The following is a 20,902-nucleotide window of genomic DNA, read 5'->3' on the forward strand; positions in this document are numbered from 1 at the left end:
TTACTGCACTTGCTGGCATTTTGGCAGTTTGTTAGTGCAGCCTTACAAGGTTGGCTTGTTCGCTTGTTTTCAAAGGTTATAAGTAAAGTTCATATTCGAATCAAACGCTGGGCAATGCACTTTTTTGTGGCGATTGCGTTACACATTAGTGCACGGACAACGCAATCGCGTTACTTATAGAAACAGTCAATCAACCGCGGTAGTAGCGTTGCGGAACAAATGGCATTTTGCTTACAAGAATTTGCACCTTTTTCCCACGCACGATCGCCCACACCGGGGTCTCGAGCGCGGAATAGGCGCTGTCGAGGTAACCCATCGCCAACGGCCCGCCCAGGGTCGGGCCGAAGCCACCGCTGCATACGCTGCCGATGATCTCCCCGGCTTCGTTGACGATCTCTGCACCTTCACGCACTGGCGTACGTTCCTGTGGCAGCAGGCCGACGCGCTTGCGGGCAATGCCGTTCTGCTGTTGCGCGAAAATCTGTTCCGCGCCGGGAAAACCGCCGGCCCGCGCGCCATCCGCGCGACGCGCCTTGGAGATTGCCCAGAGCAAGCTGGCTTCGATCGGCGTAGTCTCGGTGTTCATGTCGTGCCCGTACAAGCACAGGCCGGCTTCCAGGCGCAGCGAGTCGCGGGCACCGAGGCCGATGGCCTGGACCTCCGGTTCGGCGAGCAGAGCGCGAGCCAGTTTTTCCGCATCGGCGGCCGGTACCGAGATTTCGAAACCGTCTTCACCGGTGTAGCCCGAACGGCTGACAAAGCAATCAACGCCCAGCAACGACACACGGTTGAACTGCATGAAAGTCATCTTCGCCACTTCCGGTGCTAGACGCGCCAGCACGGTAACGGCTGCCGGTCCTTGTAGCGCCAGCAGCGCGCGCTCTTCGAAGAGCGCCGTAATGGTGCACTGATCGCCGATGTGTCGTTGCAGATGCGCCAGGTCCTGATCCTTGCAAGCGGCGTTGACCACCAGGAACAGTTCGTCGTTGCCAAGGTTCGCGACCATCAGGTCATCGAGGATGCCGCCGCTGTCATTGGTGAACATGGCGTAGCGCTGCATGCCCACTGGCAGGTCGATGATGTCCACCGGCACCAGGGTTTCCAGGGCTTTTGCGGCGTTTGCGCCGCTCAGACGGATCTGGCCCATGTGCGAGACGTCGAACAGGCCGGCCTGTTCGCGGGTGTGCTGGTGCTCTTTCATCACGCCGAGCGGGTATTGCACGGGCATGTCGTAGCCGGCGAAGGGCACCATGCGCGCGCCGAGTTCGAGGTGCAGCGCGTGGAGCGGGGTTTTCGAGAGTCGTTGTTCGGTGGACATGCGTGGCTCCTTTGAAATTCGGTTCAGGTGAAAGGCAAGATCAAAAGCCCCTCACCCCAGCCCTCTCCCGGAGGGAGAGGGAGTTAACTGTGTAGTCTCCCGGAGGGAGAGGGAGTTGATTGCGTTGCCTCCCGAAGGGAGGTGAAGTTGATTACGTTGTCTCCCGGAGGGAGAGGGCGTTAAAAACGGGTCTGATCAGCATTCGATAATGTTGACCGCCAGGCCGCCGCGGGCGGTTTCCTTGTATTTGCTTTTCATGTCGGCGCCGGTCTGGCGCATGGTGCGGATGACTTTGTCGAGGGAGACGAAATGCTGGCCGTCGCCGCGCATGGCCATGCGCACCGCGTTGATCGCTTTCACCGAGCCCATCGCGTTGCGCTCGATGCACGGCACTTGCACCAGTCCGCCAATCGGGTCGCAGGTCAGGCCGAGGTTGTGTTCCATGCCGATTTCCGCGGCGTTCTCGACTTGCTGCACGCTGCCGCCGAGCACTTCGCACAGTGCGCCGGCCGCCATCGAACAGGCGACGCCGACTTCACCCTGACAACCGACTTCGGCGCCGGAGATCGAAGCGTTTTCCTTGTAGAGAATGCCGATCGCCGCAGCGGTCAGCAGAAAACGCACGACACCGTCGTCATTCGCGCCGGGGATAAAACGCATGTAGTAATGCAGCACGGCCGGAATGATCCCCGCCGCGCCGTTGGTTGGCGCCGTGACCACGCGCCCGCCGTTGGCGTTTTCTTCGTTGACCGCCAGCGCATACAGGTTGACCCAGTCGAGCACTGACAGCGGATCGCGCAGCGCCGATTCCGGGTTTTTGCACAACTGGCGATGCAGCGCCGCCGCCCGGCGTTTGACCTTCAAACCACCGGGCAGAATGCCTTCGTTGCGGCAGCCAGCGGCGACGCAGTCCTGCATGACCTGCCAGATCTTCAGTAGTCCGGCGCGGGTCTCCGCTTCCGGGCGCCAGGCACTTTCGTTGGTCAGCATTACCTGGCTGATCGACAAACCGTAGGTGCTGCAATGCCCGAGCAAGTCCTTGGCACTTTTGAACGGGAACGTCAGCGGTGTGGCGTCTTCGACGATGCGGTCGGCACCGGCCGCATCCTCATCGACGACAAAACCACCGCCCACCGAGTAGTACTCGCGACTGCGGATCTGCAGCCCCGCCGCATCGAAGGCGCGGAAAATCATGCCGTTGGGGTGATAGGCCAACGGTTTGCGAATCATCGCCAGGTGTTCTTTTTCGTTGAACGCAATGCTCTGTTCGCCGAGCAGATTCAGCCGGCCGCTGCCACGAATCTCTTGCAGACGCGCGGCGACGGTTTCGGTGTCGACGGTGTCCGGGTGCTCGCCTTCGAGGCCGAGCAACACGGCTTTATCGCTGCCGTGACCTTTACCGGTGGCGCCGAGCGAACCGTACAGCTCGACGCGAACGCTGGCGGTGGCCGCCAGCAGGTTCTCACGCCGCAGACCTTCGGCGAAACGCGCCGCCGCGCGCATCGGTCCGACGGTATGGGAACTGGAAGGACCGATGCCAATCTTGAACAGGTCGAACACGCTTAACGACATGAGTGTTTCTCCGGTTTCTTGTTATGGGAATTGGCTGATTTCCTTGGCGCGCCGCATTCCCTTGTAGGAGTGAGCCTGCTCGCGATAGCGGTGTATCAGCCAACACAATTGTTATCTGACGCACCGCTATCGCGAGCAGGCTCACTCCTACAGGGATCTGCGGTGTTTGCGGGATCAGCGATAACTGATCCCGCATAGGTTTAAGCGTAGCTTTCGATCGACGGGCAGGCGCACACCAGGTTGCGGTCGCCGAAGACGTTGTCGACGCGACCGACCGGTGGCCAGTATTTGCCTTCAACCAGCGACGCCACCGGGTATACCGCTTGCTCGCGGCTGTACGGATGAGTCCACTCGCCCACCAGTTCCGCTGCGGTATGCGGGGCGTTTTTCAGTGGGTTGTCGTCCTTGTCCAACGTACCGTTTTCCACTGCGCGGATTTCTTCGCGGATGCGGATCATGGCGTCGCAGAAACGGTCCAGTTCTTCTTTGGATTCGCTTTCGGTGGGCTCGATCATCAGCGTGCCGGCGACCGGGAAGGACATGGTCGGGGCGTGGAAGCCGAAGTCGATCAGGCGCTTGGCGACGTCATCGACGCTGATGCCGCTGCTGTCTTTCAACGGGCGCAGATCGAGAATGCATTCGTGTGCGACCAGGCCGTTGCTGCCGGTGTACAGCACCGGATAGTGCTCTTCGAGGCGACGGGAAATGTAGTTGGCATTGAGGATCGCCAGTTGCGAAGCGCGTTTCAGACCGGCGCCGCCCATCATGCGGATGTACATCCAGGTGATCGGCAGAATGCTCGCGCTGCCGAACGGTGCCGCGCAAACTGCACCTTCCTTGCGTTCCATCTGGCCGTGGCCCGGCAGGAACGGCGTCAGGTGCGACTTCACGCCAATCGGGCCAACGCCCGGGCCGCCACCGCCGTGAGGAATGCAGAAGGTCTTGTGCAGGTTCAGGTGCGAGACGTCGCCGCCGAACTTGCCCGGTGCGCAGAGGCCGACCATCGCGTTCATGTTGGCGCCGTCGATGTACACCTGGCCGCCGTTGTCGTGGATGATCGCGCAGATTTCGCGGATGCCTTCTTCGAACACACCGTGGGTCGACGGGTAGGTGATCATCAGCGCGGCGAGGTGTTCGCGGTGCTCGATGGCTTTGGCGCGCAGATCTTCGATGTCGACGTTGCCACGCGCATCGCACGCGGTGACGACGACGCGCATGCCGGCCATGTTGGCGGTGGCCGGGTTGGTGCCGTGGGCCGAAGACGGGATCAGGCAGATATCGCGACGCTCATCGCCACGGCTCTGGTGGTAGGCGCGGATTGCCAGCAGGCCGGCGTACTCGCCTTGCGAACCGGCGTTCGGCTGCAGCGAGATCGAGTCGTAACCGGTAGCTGCGCAGAGCATCGCTTCCAGTTCATCGGTCAGTTGCTGGTAACCGGCGCTTTGTGCGGCCGGGGCGAACGGGTGCAGGGCGCCGAACTCGGCCCAGGTCACCGGGATCATTTCACTCGCGGCGTTGAGTTTCATGGTGCACGAGCCCAGCGGGATCATGGTGCGATCCAGTGCCAGGTCCTTGTCCGCCAGTTTGCGCAGGTAGCGCATCAGCTCGGTTTCCGAGTGGTAACGATTGAACACCGGGTGGCTGAGGATCGGCGACTGGCGAACCAGCGAGGCCGGAATGCTGCTCTGCACCGACGCGGCCAGCGCAGCGAAGTCCGGCAGGGTCTTGCCATCAGCGAACAGGCCCCACAGGGTTTCGATATCCGCCTGAGTGGTGGTTTCGTCGACCGACAGGCCCAGACGTTCGGCATCGATGACGCGCAGGTTGATCTGCGCCGCGTGCGCCTTGTCGTGCAGCGCGGCGGTTTGCGCGCCAGTGGCTACGGTCAGGGTGTCGAAGAAACTGGTTTGTTCGACGTTAGCGCCCAGCGCAGTCAGGCCCTTGGCCAGAATCGCGGTCAGGTGATGCACGCGGTTGGCGATCTGGGTCAGGCCTTTCGGGCCGTGATACACGGCGTACATGCTGGCGATGTTGGCCAGCAGCACCTGCGCGGTGCAGATGTTCGAAGTGGCTTTCTCGCGACGGATATGTTGCTCGCGGGTCTGCATGGCCAGACGCAGCGCCGGCTTGCCGAAGCGGTCAACCGAAACACCGACCAGACGGCCCGGCATGTCGCGCTTGAACGCATCTTTGGTGGAGAAGTAAGCGGCGTGCGGGCCACCGAAGCCCAGCGGTACGCCGAAGCGTTGCGCCGAACCGATGGCGACGTCAGCGCCGAACTCGCCCGGGGCGGTCAGCAGGGTCAGGGCCAGCAGGTCGGCGGCCACTGCTACCAACGCGTTGGCGGCGTGGAAGCGTTCGGTCAGTTCGCGGTAATCAAATACGTCACCGTTACTGGCCGGGTATTGCAGCAGTGCGCCGAAGAACGGCGTCACGTCGGTCAGCTCGCGCTCATCGCCCACGACCACGTCAATGCCCAGCGGCTCGGCACGGGTGCGCAGCACATCGAGGGTTTGCGGGTGGCTGTGGATCGAGGCAAAGAACTGGTGGCTGCCCTTGTTCTTGCTCAGGCGTTTGCAGAAGGTCATGGCTTCGGCAGCAGCGGTGGCTTCGTCGAGCAAAGAGGCGTTGGCGATCGGCAGGCCGGTGAGGTCGCTGATCATCGTCTGGAAGTTCAGCAGCGCTTCGAGACGGCCCTGGGAAATTTCTGGCTGGTACGGGGTGTAAGCGGTGTACCAGGCCGGGTTCTCTAGCAGGTTGCGCAGGATCGGCGACGGCGTGTGGCAGTTGTAGTAGCCCTGGCCAATGTAGGTTTTGAACAGCTGGTTTTTGCCGGCGATCGATTTGATCATCGCCAGGGCATCGGCTTCGCTGAGGCCGTCGTCCATACCGAGGACGCTGGTGCCCTTGATGCTTTCCGGGATGACGCTGGCGCTCAGGGCTTCGAGGGAATCGAAGCCGAGGCTGTTGAGCATGGCTTGCTCGTCGCCGGCGCGCGGGCCGATGTGACGGGCGATGAATTCGTTGGCAGTGCCGAGGTTTACTTGGGTCATGGCGTTGTTCCTCAGGCTTCGGCTTGGGCTTTGATCAGACGGTCGTAAGCGTCCTGATCGAGCAATTTGGCAACGGCCGCGGCGTCGCTTGGCTGGAAGCGGAAGAACCAGCCCTGGCCCAGCGGATCTTCGTTGACCAGTTCCGGTGCGTCTTGCAGCGCCGGGTTGACTTCCAGTACGTCGCCATCGAGCGGCATGTACACGCCGCTGGCAGCCTTTACCGATTCGACGGTGGCGGCTTCGGCGCCTTTTTCGTAGGCCTGCAGCTCAGGCAGTTGCACGAACACCACGTCGCCCAAGGCGTTCTGCGCGAAAGCGGTAATGCCGACAGTAACGCTGCCGTCAGCTTCGGTGCGCAGCCATTCGTGATCTTCAGTAAAACGCAACTCGCTCATGGAAACTCCTCAGGGGCCAGACTCGTCTGGTGGACGCGGTGGAAAGCGTGGGCAGTGATGCCCTTATTAATGAGGAATTGTTTAGCAAGAATACGGCCAATAAGATTTTTATCTTTTGAATCAATAGGTTAGCTATTACGACGGCGACGTTCGACGGTTGGGTGTAGCGAAATCGCTACAGTCGCCGCTGAGGATAAAAGCTGAACGGGATCAAAGCCTTGCACAGCGCTGATCGAGGGAGGGTGTAGCGATATCGTTCCGCTGTAGCGGTTTCAGTACAGATGGAGGTCGTTTTCAAGATCGCCACGGTCCCCTGTAGGAGTGAGCCTGCTCGCGATAGCGGTATGTCAGCTAGAAGTGCGTTGACTGATACACCGCTATCGCGAGCAGGCTCACTCCTACAGGGGGCGGTGGTGGTTTCAGGGCTTGTTGGGTATGCCGTACTTGCGCAGCCGGTGGGCGATCGCGGTGTGCGAGGTCTGCAAGCGACTGGCCAGTTGTCGAGTCGAGGGATAGCTGACGTAGAGCTTTTCCAGCAGTTCGCGCTCGAATCCTTCGACTGCCTGTTCAAGGCTGCCGACGTCGGTGTCGGTCTGCCGCGCGACCGAGGTGCCAGCGATGTCGAGATCGCCGATATCCACCAGGCTGCTTTCACAGATCGCCGCCGCGCGGAAGATCACGTTCTGCAGCTGCCGCACATTGCCCGGCCAGCGGTTGCCGAGCAGCGCCGGGTAAGTCCCCGGTGCGAGGCGGCAGACCGGGCGTTGAATCTGCGCACAGGCCTGCTGCATGAAATAGCGCGCCAGCAACAGAATGTCCTGGCCGCGTTCACGCAGCGGCGGTACCTCGACGTTGAGTACGTTGAGGCGATAGAACAGGTCTTCGCGGAACAGGCCTTCGCTGACCATTTTTTCCAGATCGCGATGGGTGGCGCTGAGGATGCGCACATCGACCTTCACTTCGCGATCACCCCCCACCCGACGAAAGCTGCCGTCGTTGAGAAAACGCAGCAACTTGGCTTGCAGATACGGCGACATCTCGCCGATCTCATCGAGAAACACCGTGCCCTGGTTGGCCAGCTCCATCAGCCCCGGTTTGCCACCGCGCGCCGCGCCAGTGAAGGCGCCGGGGGCGTAGCCGAACAGCTCGCTCTCGGCGAGGTTTTCTGGCAGCGCTGCACAGTTGAGCGCGAGAAACGGCGCACTGTGGCGCGCGCTGATCGCATGGCAGGCGCGGGCGACCAGTTCTTTACCGGTGCCGGTTTCGCCCTGGATCAGCAGCGGCGCATCCAGCGCGGCGACTCGTAGCGCGCGGGCCTTGAGGGTGCGGATCGCCGGGGATTCGCCGAGCAGCGCATCGAAACCTTCGGCGTGGTCGTGGTGCAGCGCCGAGAGCTGTTCGCCGATGCGGTTCGGTTGATACAGGGTAAGCAGGGCGCCGGCGTCGGTGATCGGCGTGGCGTCGAGCAGCAAGGTCTGGCCGTTGACGGTGATCTCGCGCAGCGGCAGGCGGAAGCCCTGTTCGAGCAGGGTGTCGAGCAGTGCCGGATCGTTGAACAATTCCGCGACACTTTCCCCGGCCGGTTCGCGACCGTACAACGCAATCAGCGCCGGGTTGGCCAGCAGCACCTTGCCGGCGCTGTCGAGGGCCAGCACCGGGTCGGTCATCGCCGCCAGCAAGGCATCGAGTTGCAGGTGCCGACGCTGGCCGGGAAGGATGTCGACCACCGTCACCGCCTCGACGCCACGGACCCGAAACAGCGCATCCTTGAGCTCTTCGAGCACTTGCGCGCTCAGGGTCGGCGCATCAATGTAGACGTTCGGCGGGATCATCTCCACCGCATCCAGATTGAGATTGCGCCCACCGAGGATAGCCAGGACTTCCTGGGTAATGCCGACGCGGTCGATGAAGCTGACGTGGATACGCATGGGGTGGTTCAGTGATCTGCAGGGCGGGGAGGGCGCAAGTATGCCTTGGGGCGGGGGATTGGTGAAATCTGTGTCCTGCGCTGATCGTTCCCATGCTCCGCGTGGGAATGCATCCCGTGACGCTCTGCGTCACAGCGGACGCGGAGCGTCCGTGGCGGCATTCCCACGCAGAGCGTGGGAACGATCACTGGAAAAGGGCTATTCGAAGTGCTCGGGATTGACCGGATCCCCGGAGTGCATATTCAACTTCTGCCGGATGTCTTCAAACATCAGATCGTAATGCTTGTGCACCGAGCCGATCTGGCTGTGGGTCTTGGGAATCCCGTATTTCTCGGCAATCCGCGTCACGTCGCGGGCGAAGTTGTAGGCCTCTTCCTTGGGCAGGAAAAATACCTCCTTCACGTCCTTGCCCTGCATGCTGCCATGCAGGGTGAACTGAATGCCTTTGCCTTTCTGCGGATCGGTGAACACTTCGTAGTCCAGGCAGACGTTGTAATTGACGTCATCGTCAGTCAACGCATGCCGTTCGATGTGTAAATGACCAGGTTCGAATTGGGCCATTGAGTTACTCCTTTCAAGGCATGGAGAAGGGCAGGCCCTGGGCCTGCCCCCGGCGTTTATTGTTATCGGTAGCTGATGCCCGGCTTGGCCGTGGTCACGCGGGTACCGGCGGTGCCCTGCACGATCGCTTCGATATCGGCCAGCGAGCCGATCACCGCGACCTTGCCAGTATGGCGCGCGAATTCGCAGGCTGCCTGCACCTTCGGTCCCATGGAGCCAGCGGCGAAACCGAGGCGTTCGAGTTCATCCGGGTGCGCTTCGGCGATGGCTTTCTGCGTCGGTTTGCCGTAGTCGATGAACGCCGCGTTGACGTCGGTGGCGATCACCAGCAGATCGGCTTCCAGTTGTTCAGCGAGCAGCGCCGAGCACAGGTCCTTGTCGATCACCGCCTCGACGCCCTTGAGGTTGCGCTGCTCGTCGTACAGGGTCGGAATCCCGCCGCCGCCGGCGCAGATCACGATGCTGCCCTTGTCGAGCAGCCACTTGATCGGGCGGATTTCGAAGATGCGTTTCGGCCGTGGGCTGGCGACCACACGACGGAATTTGTCGCCGTCCGGAGCAATCGCCCAGCCTTTCTCGGCGGCGAGTTTTTCCGCTTCGGCTTTGTCGTACACCGGGCCGATGGGTTTGGTCGGGTTCTTGAAGGCCGGGTCGTTGGCATCGACTTCGACCTGGGTGAGCAGGGTGGCGAACGGCACTTCGAAGTCGAGCAGGTTGCCCAGTTCCTGTTCGATGATGTAGCCGATCATGCCTTCGGTTTCGGCGCCGAGGACGTCCAGCGGGTAAGGGCTGACCGAGGTGTAGGCCGCCGCTTGCAGCGACAGCAGGCCGACTTGCGGGCCATTGCCGTGGGCGATGACCAGTTGGTTGCCGGGATGGATCTTGGCGATTTGCTCGGTGGCGATGCGGATGTTGGCGCGCTGGTTGTCAGCGGTCATCGGCTCGCCACGGCGGAGCAGGGCGTTGCCGCCCAGAGCTACGACGATACGCATGGTGCGGGTTCCTTCTGTACAGAGGAAAGGCAAACGACTGGGTCTCCCTGTCGGATCCGGGATCCCCTGTGGGAGCTAGCCTGCTAGCGATAGCGGTGGATCAGTCAAGAACAATGGCGACTGACCCATTGCAATCGCTAGCAGGCTAGCTCCCACATGGACCCCGTTCCGTCAGTGGGAGCGGTGCCAGACTTACAGATCAGCCAGGGTCGAGACCAGAATCGCCTTGATCGTGTGCATGCGGTTTTCCGCTTGCTCGAAGGCGATGCAGGCCGGCGACTCGAACACGTCGTCGGTCACTTCGATGCCGTTTTTCAGGTGCGGATACTGCTCGGCAATCTGCTTGCCGACCTTGGTATCGCTGTTGTGAAAGGCCGGCAGGCAGTGCATGAACCTGGTGCGCGGGTTGCCGCTGGCTTTCATCAGTTCGGCGTTGACCTGATACGGCAGCAGTTGCTGGATGCGCTCGGCCCAGGCTTCCACCGGCTCGCCCATCGACACCCAGACGTCGGTGTGGATGAAGTCGACGCCTTTGACGGCGGCTTTCGGATCTTCGGTCAGGGTGATGCGGGCGCCACTTTCCTCCGCATATTTATGGCAACGCTCAACCAGATCGTCCAGCGGCCACAGGGCCTTCGGCGCGCAGATGCGCACGTCCATGCCCAGTTTGGCGCCGATCAGCAGCAGCGAGTTGCCCATGTTGTTGCGCGCATCGCCGAGGTAGGCGTAGCTGATTTCGTGGATTGGCTTGTCGGCGTGTTCACGCATGGTCAGCACGTCGGCGATCATCTGGGTCGGGTGATATTCATCGGTCAGGCCGTTGAACACCGGCACCCCGGCGAACTTGGCCAGCTCCTCGACGATCTCCTGTTTGAAGCCACGGTATTCGATCGCGTCGTACATGCGCCCGAGCACGCGGGCGGTGTCCTTCATGCTTTCCTTGTGGCCGATCTGCGAGGAATTCGGGTCGATGTAGGTAACGTTGGCGCCCTGGTCGTAGGCCGCGACTTCGAATGCACAACGGGTGCGGGTCGAGGTCTTTTCGAAGATCAGGGCGATGTTGTTGCCCTTCAGGTGTTGTTGCTCGGTGCCGGTATATTTCGCGCGTTTCAGATCGCGGGACAGGTCGAGCAGGTAACGCAGCTCACGTGGGGTGTGGTGTTCCAGGCTGAGCAGGTTACGGTTGTGGATGTTGAAAGCCATGATGGATCTCCTTCGGTGTCGGTTATCCCCCTGGCTGCACTCGGTAAGTGCAAGCCAGGGCTCAGAGGTTTAGTAATCGATCGGGTCGCGGATGATCGGGCAGGTCATGCAGTGGCCGCCGCCGCGGCCGCGGCCGAGTTCGCCAGCGCTGATGGTGATGACTTCCACGCCGGCCTTGCGCAGCAGGGTGTTGGTGTAGGTGTTGCGGTCGTAGCCGATGACCACGCCCGGTTCCACCGCCACCACGTTGTTGCCGTCGTCCCATTGCTCGCGTTCGGCGGCGAAGCTGTTGCCGCCGGTCTCCACCACGCGCAGCTTGGGCAGGTTGAGTGCAGCGGCGACGGTGTCGAGGAAGCTGCCTTCTTCGCGGCGAATGTCGATGCCGCCCTGTTTGCTGTCGTCGGGGCGCAGGGTGAAGGCGACGATCTGGTTGACCACTTCGGGGAAGATCGTCACCAGATCGCGGTCGCAGAAGCTGAACACGGTGTCCAGGTGCATCGCTGCACGGGATTTCGGCAGGCCGGCGACGATGACTTTTTCCACGGCTTTGTTCTTGAACAGATTCAGCGCCAGTTGGCCGATGGCCTGACGCGATGAACGTTCGCCCATGCCGATCAGCACCACGCCGTTGCCGATCGGCATGACGTCGCCGCCCTCAAGGGTGGAGCTGCCATGATCCTTGTCCGGGTCGCCGTACCAGATCTCGAATTCGGCGTTGGTGAACTGCGGATGGAATTTGTAGATGGCGGTGGTCAGCAGGGTTTCCTGACGGCGCGCCGGCCAGTACATCGGGTTGAGCGTTACGCCGCCGTAGATCCAGCAGGTGGTGTCGCGGGTGAACTGGGTGTTCGGCAGCGGCGGCAGAATGAAGCTGGAATGGCCGAGGAAGTCGCGGAACATCTGGATGGTCTTGCCACCGAAGCTGTCCGGCAGGTCATCGGCGGAAACCCCGCCAATCAGAAACTCGGCAATGTGCCGTGGCTCGAGGCTTTTCAGCCAGGATTTGACTTCGTTGATCAGGCCCAGGCCCACCGAGTCGGCGGTGACCTTGCGCTCGAGAATCCAGTCCAGCGCTTCAGGGATGGCGACGATGTCGGTGAGCAGGTTGTGCATTTCCAGCACGTCGATGCCGCGCTCGCGCATCTTGGTGACGAAGTCGAAGTGATCGCGCTTGGCCTGCGCCACCCACAGCACGTCGTCGAACAGCAGCTCATCGCAATTGTTCGGGGTCAGCCGCTGATGGGCCAGACCGGGGGAGCAAACCATGACTTTTCGCAGTTTCCCGGCTTCGGAGTGGACGCCGTACTTCACTTTTTCCGTGGTCATTTCAGTGTTCCTCCAGATGACAATTCAATCAGGGGTTACAGCGTCAGGAAGCCGTCGTAGAGACCGTAGGCCGCCACCACGGCGCCTATGACCACTGCGGCGAAAATCAGCTTCTCGACGTTGGTGAAAACCGGTTGCTTGAGTTCCAGTTTGGCTTTGGCAAAGAGGATCGCGCCGGGGGCATACAGCAAGGCCGACAGCAGCAGGTACTTGACCCCGCCTGCGTACAGCAGCCACACCGCATAGATCAGGGCGATGCCGCCGATGATCAGGTCCTTGCGCCGCTCGGCGGCAAAGCCTTCGTAGCTTTCGCCACGCACCGCCAGCAGCAGGGCGTAAGCCGCCGACCACAGGTACGGCACCAGAATCATCGAAGTGGCGAGGTAGATCAGCGACAGGTAAGTGCTGGCCGAAAACAGCGTGATGACCAGGAACACCTGCACCATCGCGTTGGTCAGCCACAGGGCGTTGACCGGTACGTGGTTGGCGTTTTCCTTGCGCAGAAACTCCGGCATGGTGTGGTCTTTGGCGGCGGCGAACATGATCTCCGCACACAGCAACACCCACGACAGCAACGCCCCCAGCAGCGAGATGATCAGACCGACGCTGATCAGCACCGCGCCCCAGTGCCCGACCACGTGCTCAAGCACGGCGGCCATCGACGGGTTCTGCAGTTTCGCCAGTTCCGGCTGGGTCATGATGCCCAGCGACAGCACGTTGACCAGCACCAGGAACAGCAGCACGGTGATGAAACCGATCACCGTGGCTTTACCGACGTCGGAACGTTTTTCCGCGCGGGCCGAGAAGATGCTCGCGCCTTCGATGCCGATGAACACCCACACGGTGACCAGCATCATGTTGCGCACCTGGTTCATCACACTGCCCAGGTCAGGGTTTTTCACGCCCCAGATGTCGGCGGTGAAGATGTCCAGTTTGAACGCGAAGACCGCGATCAGCACGAACAGCAGCAGCGGTACGACCTTGGCAACGGTAGTCACCAGGTTGATGAACGCCGCTTCCTTGATCCCGCGCAGCACCAGGAAATGCACGCCCCACAGCAACACCGAGGCGCCGATCACCGCCGCCGGTGTATTACCTTCGCCGAATATCGGAAAGAAGTAACCGAGGGTGCTGAACAGCAACACGAAGTAACCGACGTTGCCCAGCCAGGCGCTGATCCAGTAGCCCCAGGCGGACGAGAAACCCATGTAATCGCCAAATCCGGCCTTGGCGTAGGCGTAGACACCGCCGTCCAGGTCCGGCTTGCGATTGGCGAGGGTCTGAAAGACAAAAGCGAGGGTGAGCATGCCGACTGCGGTGATGGCCCAGCCGATCAGCACTGCACCGACGTCGGCGCTGGCGGCCATGTTTTGTGGCAACGAAAATATCCCGCCACCGATCATTGAACCGACTACCAGTGCAACCAGTGCACCGAGTCTTAGTTTTCCGGGCGCTTCAGACATTTGCATGACTCCATTGCAGGAGAGAAGAGATCACAGCGTAAATCTGTTGTCTGTTCAAACAGCTGACATAGATCAGTGCATGGTCACATTCCATTGTTAATGAATGACTTAGGCAACCACTAGTGGCATATGGCTTTCGTCTGCGAGGCCCGTTCTAGAGACTTTGTGGCTATGTGGTTGGGAATGGCTATTATTACTTTGGAATTATCACGCTAGTTCGTTTCTGGCGTTTGGCAAATTTTCCGCCGCCGTTTTCAGTACAGAATTGATTAATCAGGATCAGCACACAGAAGGGCTTCGACGTGCTATGCGTTATCGTTGTCGGCTATATATAAAGGGGTAAGCTGAACCTTTATCTGATAAGCATCATCTACATTAAGATTTTTAGCCGGTCCTTGTTACAAATAAACTTCGCCACTGTTTTTCAAGGAGACTTGCATGTCGCAACCGACACAGAAGCTGCGACTGGGCGCGCTGATTGCGCTGGTGGTGGGGTCGATGATCGGCGGGGGAATTTTCTCGCTGCCGCAGAACATGGCCGCGCGCGCCGATGCCGGAGCGATCCTGATCGGGTGGGGCATCACTGCCGTCGGCATGCTGACGCTGGCCTTCGTCTTTCAGACCCTGGCCAATCGCAAGCCGGAGCTGGACTCGGGCGTGTACGCCTACGCCAAGGCCGGGTTCGGCGATTACATGGGCTTTTCTTCGGCGTGGGGTTATTGGATCAGCGCCTGGCTGGGCAACGTCGGTTATTTCGTGTTGCTGTTCAGCACCCTCGGTTATTTCTTTCCAGTGTTCGGGCAGGGCAACACGCCGATCGCCATCGGCTGCGCCTCGGTGTTGCTGTGGGCGGTGCACTTTCTGGTGATGCGCGGGATCAAGGAGGCGGCGCTGATCAACCAGTTGACCACCGTCGCCAAGGTTGTGCCGCTGATCATGTTCATCGTCATCGCCGCTGTGGCGTTCAAGGCGGATATTTTCACCCGCGACATCTGGGGCACCAGTAACCCGAATTTCGGCGGGGTGATGGATCAGGTGCGCAACATGATGCTGGTCACCGTGTTCGTGTTCATCGGCATCGAAGGCGCCAGCGTGTACTCGGCGCGGGCGGAGAAACGCAGCGATGTCGGTCGCGCCACGGTGATCGGTTTTATCGGCGTGCTGGCGCTGCTGGTGCTGGTCAATGTGCTGTCGCTGGGCATCATGAGCCAACCGGAACTGGCCAATCTGCAGAACCCGTCGCTGGCCGCCGTACTCGAACACATCGTCGGGCCGTGGGGCGCGCTGCTGATCAGCATCGGCCTGGCGATTTCGCTGCTCGGTGCGTTGCTGTCGTGGGCCTTGCTCTGCGCCGAGATCCTGTTTGCCACCGCCAAAGACAAGACCATGCCGGCGTTCCTGACCAAGGAAAACAAAAACCACGTGCCGGTCAACGCGCTGTGGCTGACCAACGCGATGATCCAGATTTTCCTGCTAATCACGCTGTTTTCGGCGGGCACTTATACCAGTCTGATTTACCTGGCCTCATCGATGATTCTGGTGCCGTACCTGTGGTCGGCGGCCTACGCGGTGCTGCTCAGCGGCCGCGGCGAAACCTACGAACACGCCTCGGCCGAGCGCCGCAAGGACCTGCTGATCGGCGGCATCGCCCTGGTCTATGCGGTGTGGTTGCTGTACGCCGGCGGGGTCAAATACCTGCTGCTGTCGGCGCTGCTGTATGCGCCGGGGGTGATTCTGTTTGCCAAGGCCAAACATGAAGCGGGCGAGCCGTTATTCACCACGGTGGAGAAGGGGATTTTCGCCTGTGTGGTGATTGGCGCGGGGTTGGCGGCGTATGGGTTGTATAGCGGGGTGTTGAGTTTGTGAACTTGGCGATCCGTATTTTATGTTGCCGGCACGGGCCTCATCGCTAGCAGGGCTAGCTCCCACAGGGGATTTATGAACGACGCAGATCCCCTGTGGGAGCCAGCCCTGCTGGCGATAGCGGCTTTGGACTCACCATTGTGGGCGATGTGAACCCAGATCAGTTGCGGGCAAATCCCACCAGACCGGCGTCCCGCCAATCTCTACCGGCACGCGCAACCGCCGCGCCGCGCCGCACGCCGTCTGTTCAATCGCCGGATCCTGATCCCGCTCATCCTCAACCAGCAACGACTCATCCGCCCCCGGCCCGTGCTCGACCAACAATTTCGCCGTACGCGCCAGTGACAGCCGCGCCGAACCCCCGCGTCCGTTGGCCAGTCGTTCAGTCAGCAACCGAAGCGCACTCGCCGCCATCAGATACCCGGTCGCATGGTCCAGCGCCTGCACTGGCAACGGCGTCGGTTTATCCGCCTGCTTCCAGCGTTGCCCGGCCTCGGCAATGCCGCTGCTCATCTGCACCAGGCTGTCGAAGCCGCGCCGGTTGCGCCACGGGCCGCTCCAGCCGTAGGCGTTCAGGCTGACGTCGATCAACCCCGGCGCCAGTTGCTGTCGACGTTCAAGCCCGAAACCGAGATGTTCCAGGGCATCGGCGCGATAGCCATGCAGCAAGAGGTCGGCATCTTTCAATAAACTCTCGAACAACGCACGATCCGCCGCGTCATGCAGATCGAGGCGCGCGCAGCGTTTGCCCAGGGTCATCTCCGGGACGACGCCGGGTTCGTTCCATGTCGGCGAATCGATGCGCAATACATTCGCCCCCAGTCCGGCGAGAAAGCGGCTGGCCGTAGGGCCGGCCAGTACGCGGGTCAGGTCCAGCACCTTGATCCCGGCCAGCGGTCGTGCGGCCGAGCCTTGCCACGCCAAGGCTTTGCCCTCCGCTTGTTCTGCGAAATGCACCAGCGGTTCGGCATTCACCGCACGCCCTTGCGGGTGCTGCTGCCATTGCGCCCAGCTGCGCATTTCGGCGGCGCAACCGTTGGCGGCGACTACCGCTTGCTCCAGTGCCGTGCTGGTCCACTTTGCGACTTGCGCCGCCATCGCCGCACGGTCGGCGCAGGCACCGAGCACCCGTTCCGCGGCGGCGCGGTGATGCGGGGCGTTGGTGTGCAGGCGAATCCAGCCGTCTGCGGTGGCGTAGTCGCCGGCGACCGGGTCCCACAGCGGCGGGACTTGCCAGCCGATCGGGCGGAGTGAAGAACTGAACCAGAACGACGCCAGTCGCCGATCGACGGCTACGGTCGGCAATTCACCGCTTTGTTGACGGATTAATTCGCTGACCGCCTGACCGGCGGCGGCAAGACTGGCGCAGGCCAGATCGGTGACGGCGAACGCCGAGGGCAGGGCGCCACGGCCATTGAAGGCGATTGGCGTGGGCGGCAAGCCGAGCGCGGCTTGCAGGGAGGTGAGCAAGTCAGTCATCGAAAACCCTCCGGAGCGAGAGGGCGATGATAGTGCAAAAAACACCCGCAAGATCGTTCCCACGCTCCGCGTGGGAATGCCTCAAGGGACGCTCCGCGTTCCGGCTTTCGATTGGGACGCAGAGCGTCCCGGGCTGCATTCCCACGCGGAGCGTGGGAACGAGCGGAACTCTGCTGAATGCCTACACGCGGAACTGATCCATCAATTTCATCTGCTGGCTCGCCAGGCTGTTGAGCTGGCTGCTGATCGCGGCCGATTCAGTTGCCTGCCCGGTCAGGGTTTCGGTCACGGTGCGGATCGCCGAGACGTTGCGGTTGACCTCCTCGGCCACGGCGCTCTGCTGTTCGGCGGCGCTGGCGATCTGCAGGTTCATGTCGCTGATCACCGTCACCGCGTCGCTGATCTTGCCCAGCGCATCGACCGCGTGACGAATCTGCCCGGCGTTGTTGTGCGCCTGGGTCTGGCTCGAATGCATGGTCGCGACCACGCCACGGGTGCCGGTCTGGATGCGCTCGATCACCAGGCGGATTTCCTCGACCGAGTCCTGGGTGCGCTTGGCGAGGTTGCGCACTTCGTCGGCGACCACGGCGAAACCACGGCCGCTCTCTCCGGCGCGGGCGGCTTCGATGGCGGCGTTGAGGGCGAGCAGGTTGGTCTGCTCGGCGATGCTGCGGATCACTTCCAGCACCGAACCGATCTGCTCGCTGTTGACCGCCAGCGCTTCGACTTCGGTCACTGCTTTGCTGACTTCGTCGGCCAACTGGTTAATGTCGCGGGTGCTGCGCTCGATGATCGCCATACCGTCCTTGGCCGATTGATCGGCGCCTTTCGCAGCATTGGCGGCGTTCGAGGCGCTGTTGGCGACGTCGTGGGCAGTGGCGCTCATTTCGTTCGACGCGGTGGCGACCTGGTCGATTTCGCGGAACTGCACCTGCATGCCTTCGCTGGTCTGCCGGGCGATTTCCGAAGACTGGTCGGCGGTGCCGCGGGCCTCGGTGATGCTTTGCTTGATCTGGGCGATGGTCGGTTGCAGTTTGTCGAGGAAGCGGTTGAACCAGTTCACCAGTTCGCCCAGTTCATCTTTTTTGCTGTAGTTCAGGCGCTGGGTCAGATCACCTTCGCCGCTGGCGATGTTCTTCAGCATCTCGGCGACGCTGTTGATCGGGCGAGTAACGCCGGAAGCGGTGAGCCAGATCAGCAACAGGCCGACCACGCCGGCCACCACGGCGACCAACAGTGCGGTAATCACGCCGGTTTCCTGGGCGTCGTCGAGCACCGCTTGCAGCTTCACCGAGTCGGCTAACAGCACGTGCTTTGGCAGGTCGATAACCACGCCCCAGGCGCGCGAATTGCCGATCGGGTCGACCGGATACACCGCGCGGATCAAATCGCCCTGTTCGAGGATCTTCGGCGTACCGGCGGTCAGCAGTTGCAGTACGTCCTTGCTGTCGACCCCGGGCGTGTCGCCGATCTTTTTGCCGACCTTGCTTGCATCGGCACTGTCCGCCGCGAGCACGCCGCTGCCGGAGACGATGAGCATGTGCCCGGCGTTGTTGAACAGGTTGCGCTGCGATTCGACGGCGGCGGCTTGCAGGGCATCGAGGGCGATGTCGATACCGACCACGCCGAGGGCTTTGCCGTCGACCATCAAGGGTACGGAAATGGTCGTCATGAGCATTTCCTTGGTCCCGACGGTGTCGGCGTACGGGTCGAGCAAGCAGGTGCGCTTGTTGTCGCGAGGGCAGGTGTACCAGCTGTTGTAGGGCGTGCCGCTGACGCTGAGGGTGGTTTTGGTCAGGTCTTCTTCGACCATGATCGTGTTCAGCGCCGCACCGCCGGCGCGGCTCCAGTAGGTGGCGAAGCGCCCGGCTTCGTTGGACTGGCGCGCGGCGTCATCGACGAATTCGCTGTCCTTGCCATCCAGGCCGTTGGGTTCGAAGGCCAGCCAGATGCCCAGCACCTTGTCGTTGCGCTCGAACGCGGTTTTCAGGCTCTGGTTCAACTCTTCCCGCAGGGCGCCGGCGTCGAGCGAGCGCTTGGCGGCCATGACGCGCAGGTCCTGGATCTGGTCGGCCAGCGCGGTGATCACCAGCAGGCTTTCGCCGAAGGTTTTCTGCACGCGCACCGCTTGTTCGGCGGCTTTGGCCTGCAGCAGGTTCTGCACGCTGGCGGTGAGCAACTGGTTGCTGGAGGTGCTGACCAGTTCATCGTTCTGATTGGTCTGGTACATGTTCATGCCGACAATCAGCGCGACCACACCAAGCAGGCACAGGCCGGAGAGCAGGACGATTTTCAGGCGAATGGAGAGAGAGTCGAACATCGGGCGTCTCGTAAATGGATAAGAAAAGTGACTGTCGGGCAAATGAACTACCCGGTTCGCCAAATCCATTCAGCGCGATGTCTGCTCATCGGCGCGCAACGAGACGGCATTAGGCCGCCGCCGACGAACGGTCAGCGCTAAACGTTTGCGCAGGGGATTGTGCTGAAAAGGCGATTGATTACAGGGATGTTTCAGTGTGCCGCGGGGAGGTTTTCCGGGCGCGACCAGATCCACAGATTGCCCAGCGCCATGCCGGCGATCGCCAGATAGATCGGCCAGCCATGCTCGAGCAGCACCAGCATCAGCGTTGCGCACAGCAGCATGCTGACGGTGGCACTGACCTTGGCCTTGCGCGCGATGATCTTGCCGTTGCGCCAGTTGCCGAGGATCGGCCCGAACAGGCGATGGTTTTCCAGCCACGCACTCAAGCGTGGCGAACTGCGCGTCGCCGCCCACGCGGCGAGGAGGATGAACTCGGTGGTCGGCAGACCGGGCACGACAATCGCGACCAGCCCGATGCCAAGGCTGACATAAGCGAGCAGGCCGAACAGCAGGCGGGCGAGTTTTGAGGGGGCGGATGCGGGCATGGGCTCAAGATAGCAGTGAAGCGAAACCGGGATTCTACAGGCTTGCAGAGATCCCTGTGGGAGCTGGCTTGCCAGCGATAACGGTGGGACAGTCGACATCGTATTGACTGATCTATCGCCATCGCTGGCAAGCCAGCTCCCACAGGGTCTTGTGTTGTGTCAGTCAGGCAGGTTCGGCTTCTATGGCGTAAGCCTGCTTCAGCAGCACGGTGAAGCGATTGAACGCATCGAGCGCGCCTTGCTCGGCTTCGGCTTCTTCTTCAGCGGTAAATGGCAGTGCATCGAGGGTGCGCACGAAACTCTTCCAGCCTTCGGCACGGCCACCGGCAGGTTCGCCGAGATGACGCGCGCCGAAGCTTTCGCTCAGCTCCAGCGCCACCGCACGTTTGATCAAAAACGCCGCGCCGAGCTTCGAGCCCTCGGAGACGAACAGCCAGCCCAGCGCCCGCGCCTTGCCCGGGTTGTTCACGGCACCGGCCACCGGCGCCGGGATTTCAGTGTCGAGGTCGGCGAGGTCAGCCTTGGCAGCTTCGGCGCGGCAACGAGCCGGCAGGTCAGGGATGATCGCGGTGAGTTCGGCATCGTTGTACAGCGCGACCAGTTCCGACTGGAACAGGTACTGCGCAACGACAAAACGGGCGAAGCTGGCGCGCGTCTCGAACGGTGCATGGGCTTTCACCAACGCGTCGAGCTTGCTGTGCGGCTCATGGGTGATCTGGTTCAGGCGTTGCGAACGCAGGGCTTTTTCCGAGGCAGTCATGGGGTGTCCTTGATAAATGAGGCGCTTGATAACAAGACGTACGGGCGGGCGCTGGAGCGTAAAAAAACCTCACTGCGGCGCA

The 20,902-nt window shown here is 61.6% G+C and carries 15 protein-coding genes and 1 pseudogene; 1 reads left to right on the plus strand and 15 read right to left on the minus strand.

The genetic code is table 11. The features are described 5' to 3' along the window. Window positions 1-190: 190 nt before the first annotated feature. From gcvT to arcD (J3P75_RS06945), 10 genes are all read right to left on the minus strand, one after another. Window positions 191-1,318, minus strand: a complete 1,128-nt coding sequence (gene gcvT / locus J3P75_RS06900) for a glycine cleavage system aminomethyltransferase GcvT (RefSeq protein WP_434709736.1) — start codon at window positions 1,316-1,318, stop codon at window positions 191-193. Window positions 1,319-1,513: 195 nt separating this feature from the next. Continuing rightward, window positions 1,514-2,890 carry an L-serine ammonia-lyase gene (locus tag J3P75_RS06905; protein ID WP_434709737.1) on the minus strand — a complete coding sequence of 459 codons (1,377 nt, stop codon included), beginning with the start codon at window positions 2,888-2,890 and terminating at the stop codon, window positions 1,514-1,516. A 200-nt stretch (window positions 2,891-3,090) separates the two neighbouring features. Continuing rightward, a complete protein-coding gene (gcvP, locus tag J3P75_RS06910) occupies window positions 3,091-5,943 on the minus strand; it encodes an aminomethyl-transferring glycine dehydrogenase (protein ID WP_434709738.1) in 2,853 nt (950 codons plus the stop codon). A gap of 11 nt (window positions 5,944-5,954) precedes the next feature. Beyond that, window positions 5,955-6,338 carry a glycine cleavage system protein GcvH gene (gene gcvH / locus J3P75_RS06915; RefSeq protein ID WP_434709739.1) on the minus strand — a complete coding sequence of 128 codons (384 nt, stop codon included), beginning with the start codon at window positions 6,336-6,338 and terminating at the stop codon, window positions 5,955-5,957. A gap of 419 nt (window positions 6,339-6,757) precedes the next feature. Continuing rightward, a complete protein-coding gene (locus J3P75_RS06920) occupies window positions 6,758-8,266 on the minus strand; it encodes a sigma-54-dependent transcriptional regulator (protein ID WP_434709740.1) in 1,509 nt (502 codons plus the stop codon). A gap of 198 nt (window positions 8,267-8,464) precedes the next feature. Continuing rightward, complete coding sequence (locus J3P75_RS06925) at window positions 8,465-8,827, minus strand: DUF5064 family protein (RefSeq protein ID WP_434596024.1); 363 nt, start codon at window positions 8,825-8,827, stop codon at window positions 8,465-8,467. A 62-nt stretch (window positions 8,828-8,889) separates the two neighbouring features. After that, window positions 8,890-9,819 carry a carbamate kinase gene (gene arcC, locus J3P75_RS06930; RefSeq protein ID WP_434709741.1) on the minus strand — a complete coding sequence of 310 codons (930 nt, stop codon included), beginning with the start codon at window positions 9,817-9,819 and terminating at the stop codon, window positions 8,890-8,892. Between the two features lie 192 nt (window positions 9,820-10,011). Continuing rightward, complete coding sequence (locus J3P75_RS06935) at window positions 10,012-11,022, minus strand: ornithine carbamoyltransferase (protein ID WP_434709742.1); 1,011 nt, start codon at window positions 11,020-11,022, stop codon at window positions 10,012-10,014. Window positions 11,023-11,091: 69 nt separating this feature from the next. Further along, a complete protein-coding gene (gene arcA / locus J3P75_RS06940) occupies window positions 11,092-12,348 on the minus strand; it encodes an arginine deiminase (RefSeq protein ID WP_206415175.1) in 1,257 nt (418 codons plus the stop codon). Between the two features lie 35 nt (window positions 12,349-12,383). Continuing rightward, window positions 12,384-13,811, minus strand: coding sequence for an arginine-ornithine antiporter (gene arcD / locus J3P75_RS06945; RefSeq protein ID WP_434709743.1), 1,428 nt, complete (start codon window positions 13,809-13,811; stop codon window positions 12,384-12,386). A gap of 438 nt (window positions 13,812-14,249) precedes the next feature. Between arcD (J3P75_RS06945) and arcD (J3P75_RS06950) the strand changes: the two genes are divergently transcribed. Then, window positions 14,250-15,677: an arginine-ornithine antiporter gene (gene arcD, locus J3P75_RS06950; RefSeq protein WP_434709744.1), complete on the plus strand. Its 1,428-nt coding sequence runs from the start codon at window positions 14,250-14,252 to the stop codon at window positions 15,675-15,677. 129 nt (window positions 15,678-15,806) lie between these two features. On the opposite strand, the gene J3P75_RS06955 is transcribed toward arcD (J3P75_RS06950), so the two are convergent. The 5 genes and pseudogenes from J3P75_RS06955 to J3P75_RS06975 form a co-directional block, all read right to left on the minus strand. After that, window positions 15,807-17,153, minus strand: coding sequence for a CoA transferase (locus tag J3P75_RS06955; protein ID WP_434709745.1), 1,347 nt, complete (start codon window positions 17,151-17,153; stop codon window positions 15,807-15,809). 181 nt (window positions 17,154-17,334) lie between these two features. Continuing rightward, window positions 17,335-18,090 (minus strand): methyl-accepting chemotaxis protein, encoded by a 756-nt coding sequence (locus J3P75_RS06960; protein ID WP_430523244.1) that lies wholly within the window; start codon window positions 18,088-18,090, stop codon window positions 17,335-17,337. 150 nt (window positions 18,091-18,240) lie between these two features. Further along, window positions 18,241-19,542 (minus strand): annotated as a pseudogene (locus J3P75_RS06965) (PDC sensor domain-containing protein); the annotation flags it as partial. Between the two features lie 122 nt (window positions 19,543-19,664). Next, the gene (locus J3P75_RS06970; protein ID WP_434709746.1) at window positions 19,665-20,060 is read right to left on the minus strand and encodes a YbaN family protein; all 396 of its coding nucleotides are present in this window, start codon (window positions 20,058-20,060) and stop codon (window positions 19,665-19,667) included. 163 nt (window positions 20,061-20,223) lie between these two features. Then, window positions 20,224-20,820 carry a biliverdin-producing heme oxygenase gene (locus tag J3P75_RS06975; protein ID WP_434709747.1) on the minus strand — a complete coding sequence of 199 codons (597 nt, stop codon included), beginning with the start codon at window positions 20,818-20,820 and terminating at the stop codon, window positions 20,224-20,226. Between the last annotated feature and the right edge of the window lie 82 nt (window positions 20,821-20,902).

The organism is Pseudomonas sp. R1-1 (assembly GCF_051132135.1).
Classification (GTDB): domain Bacteria; phylum Pseudomonadota; class Gammaproteobacteria; order Pseudomonadales; family Pseudomonadaceae; genus Aquipseudomonas.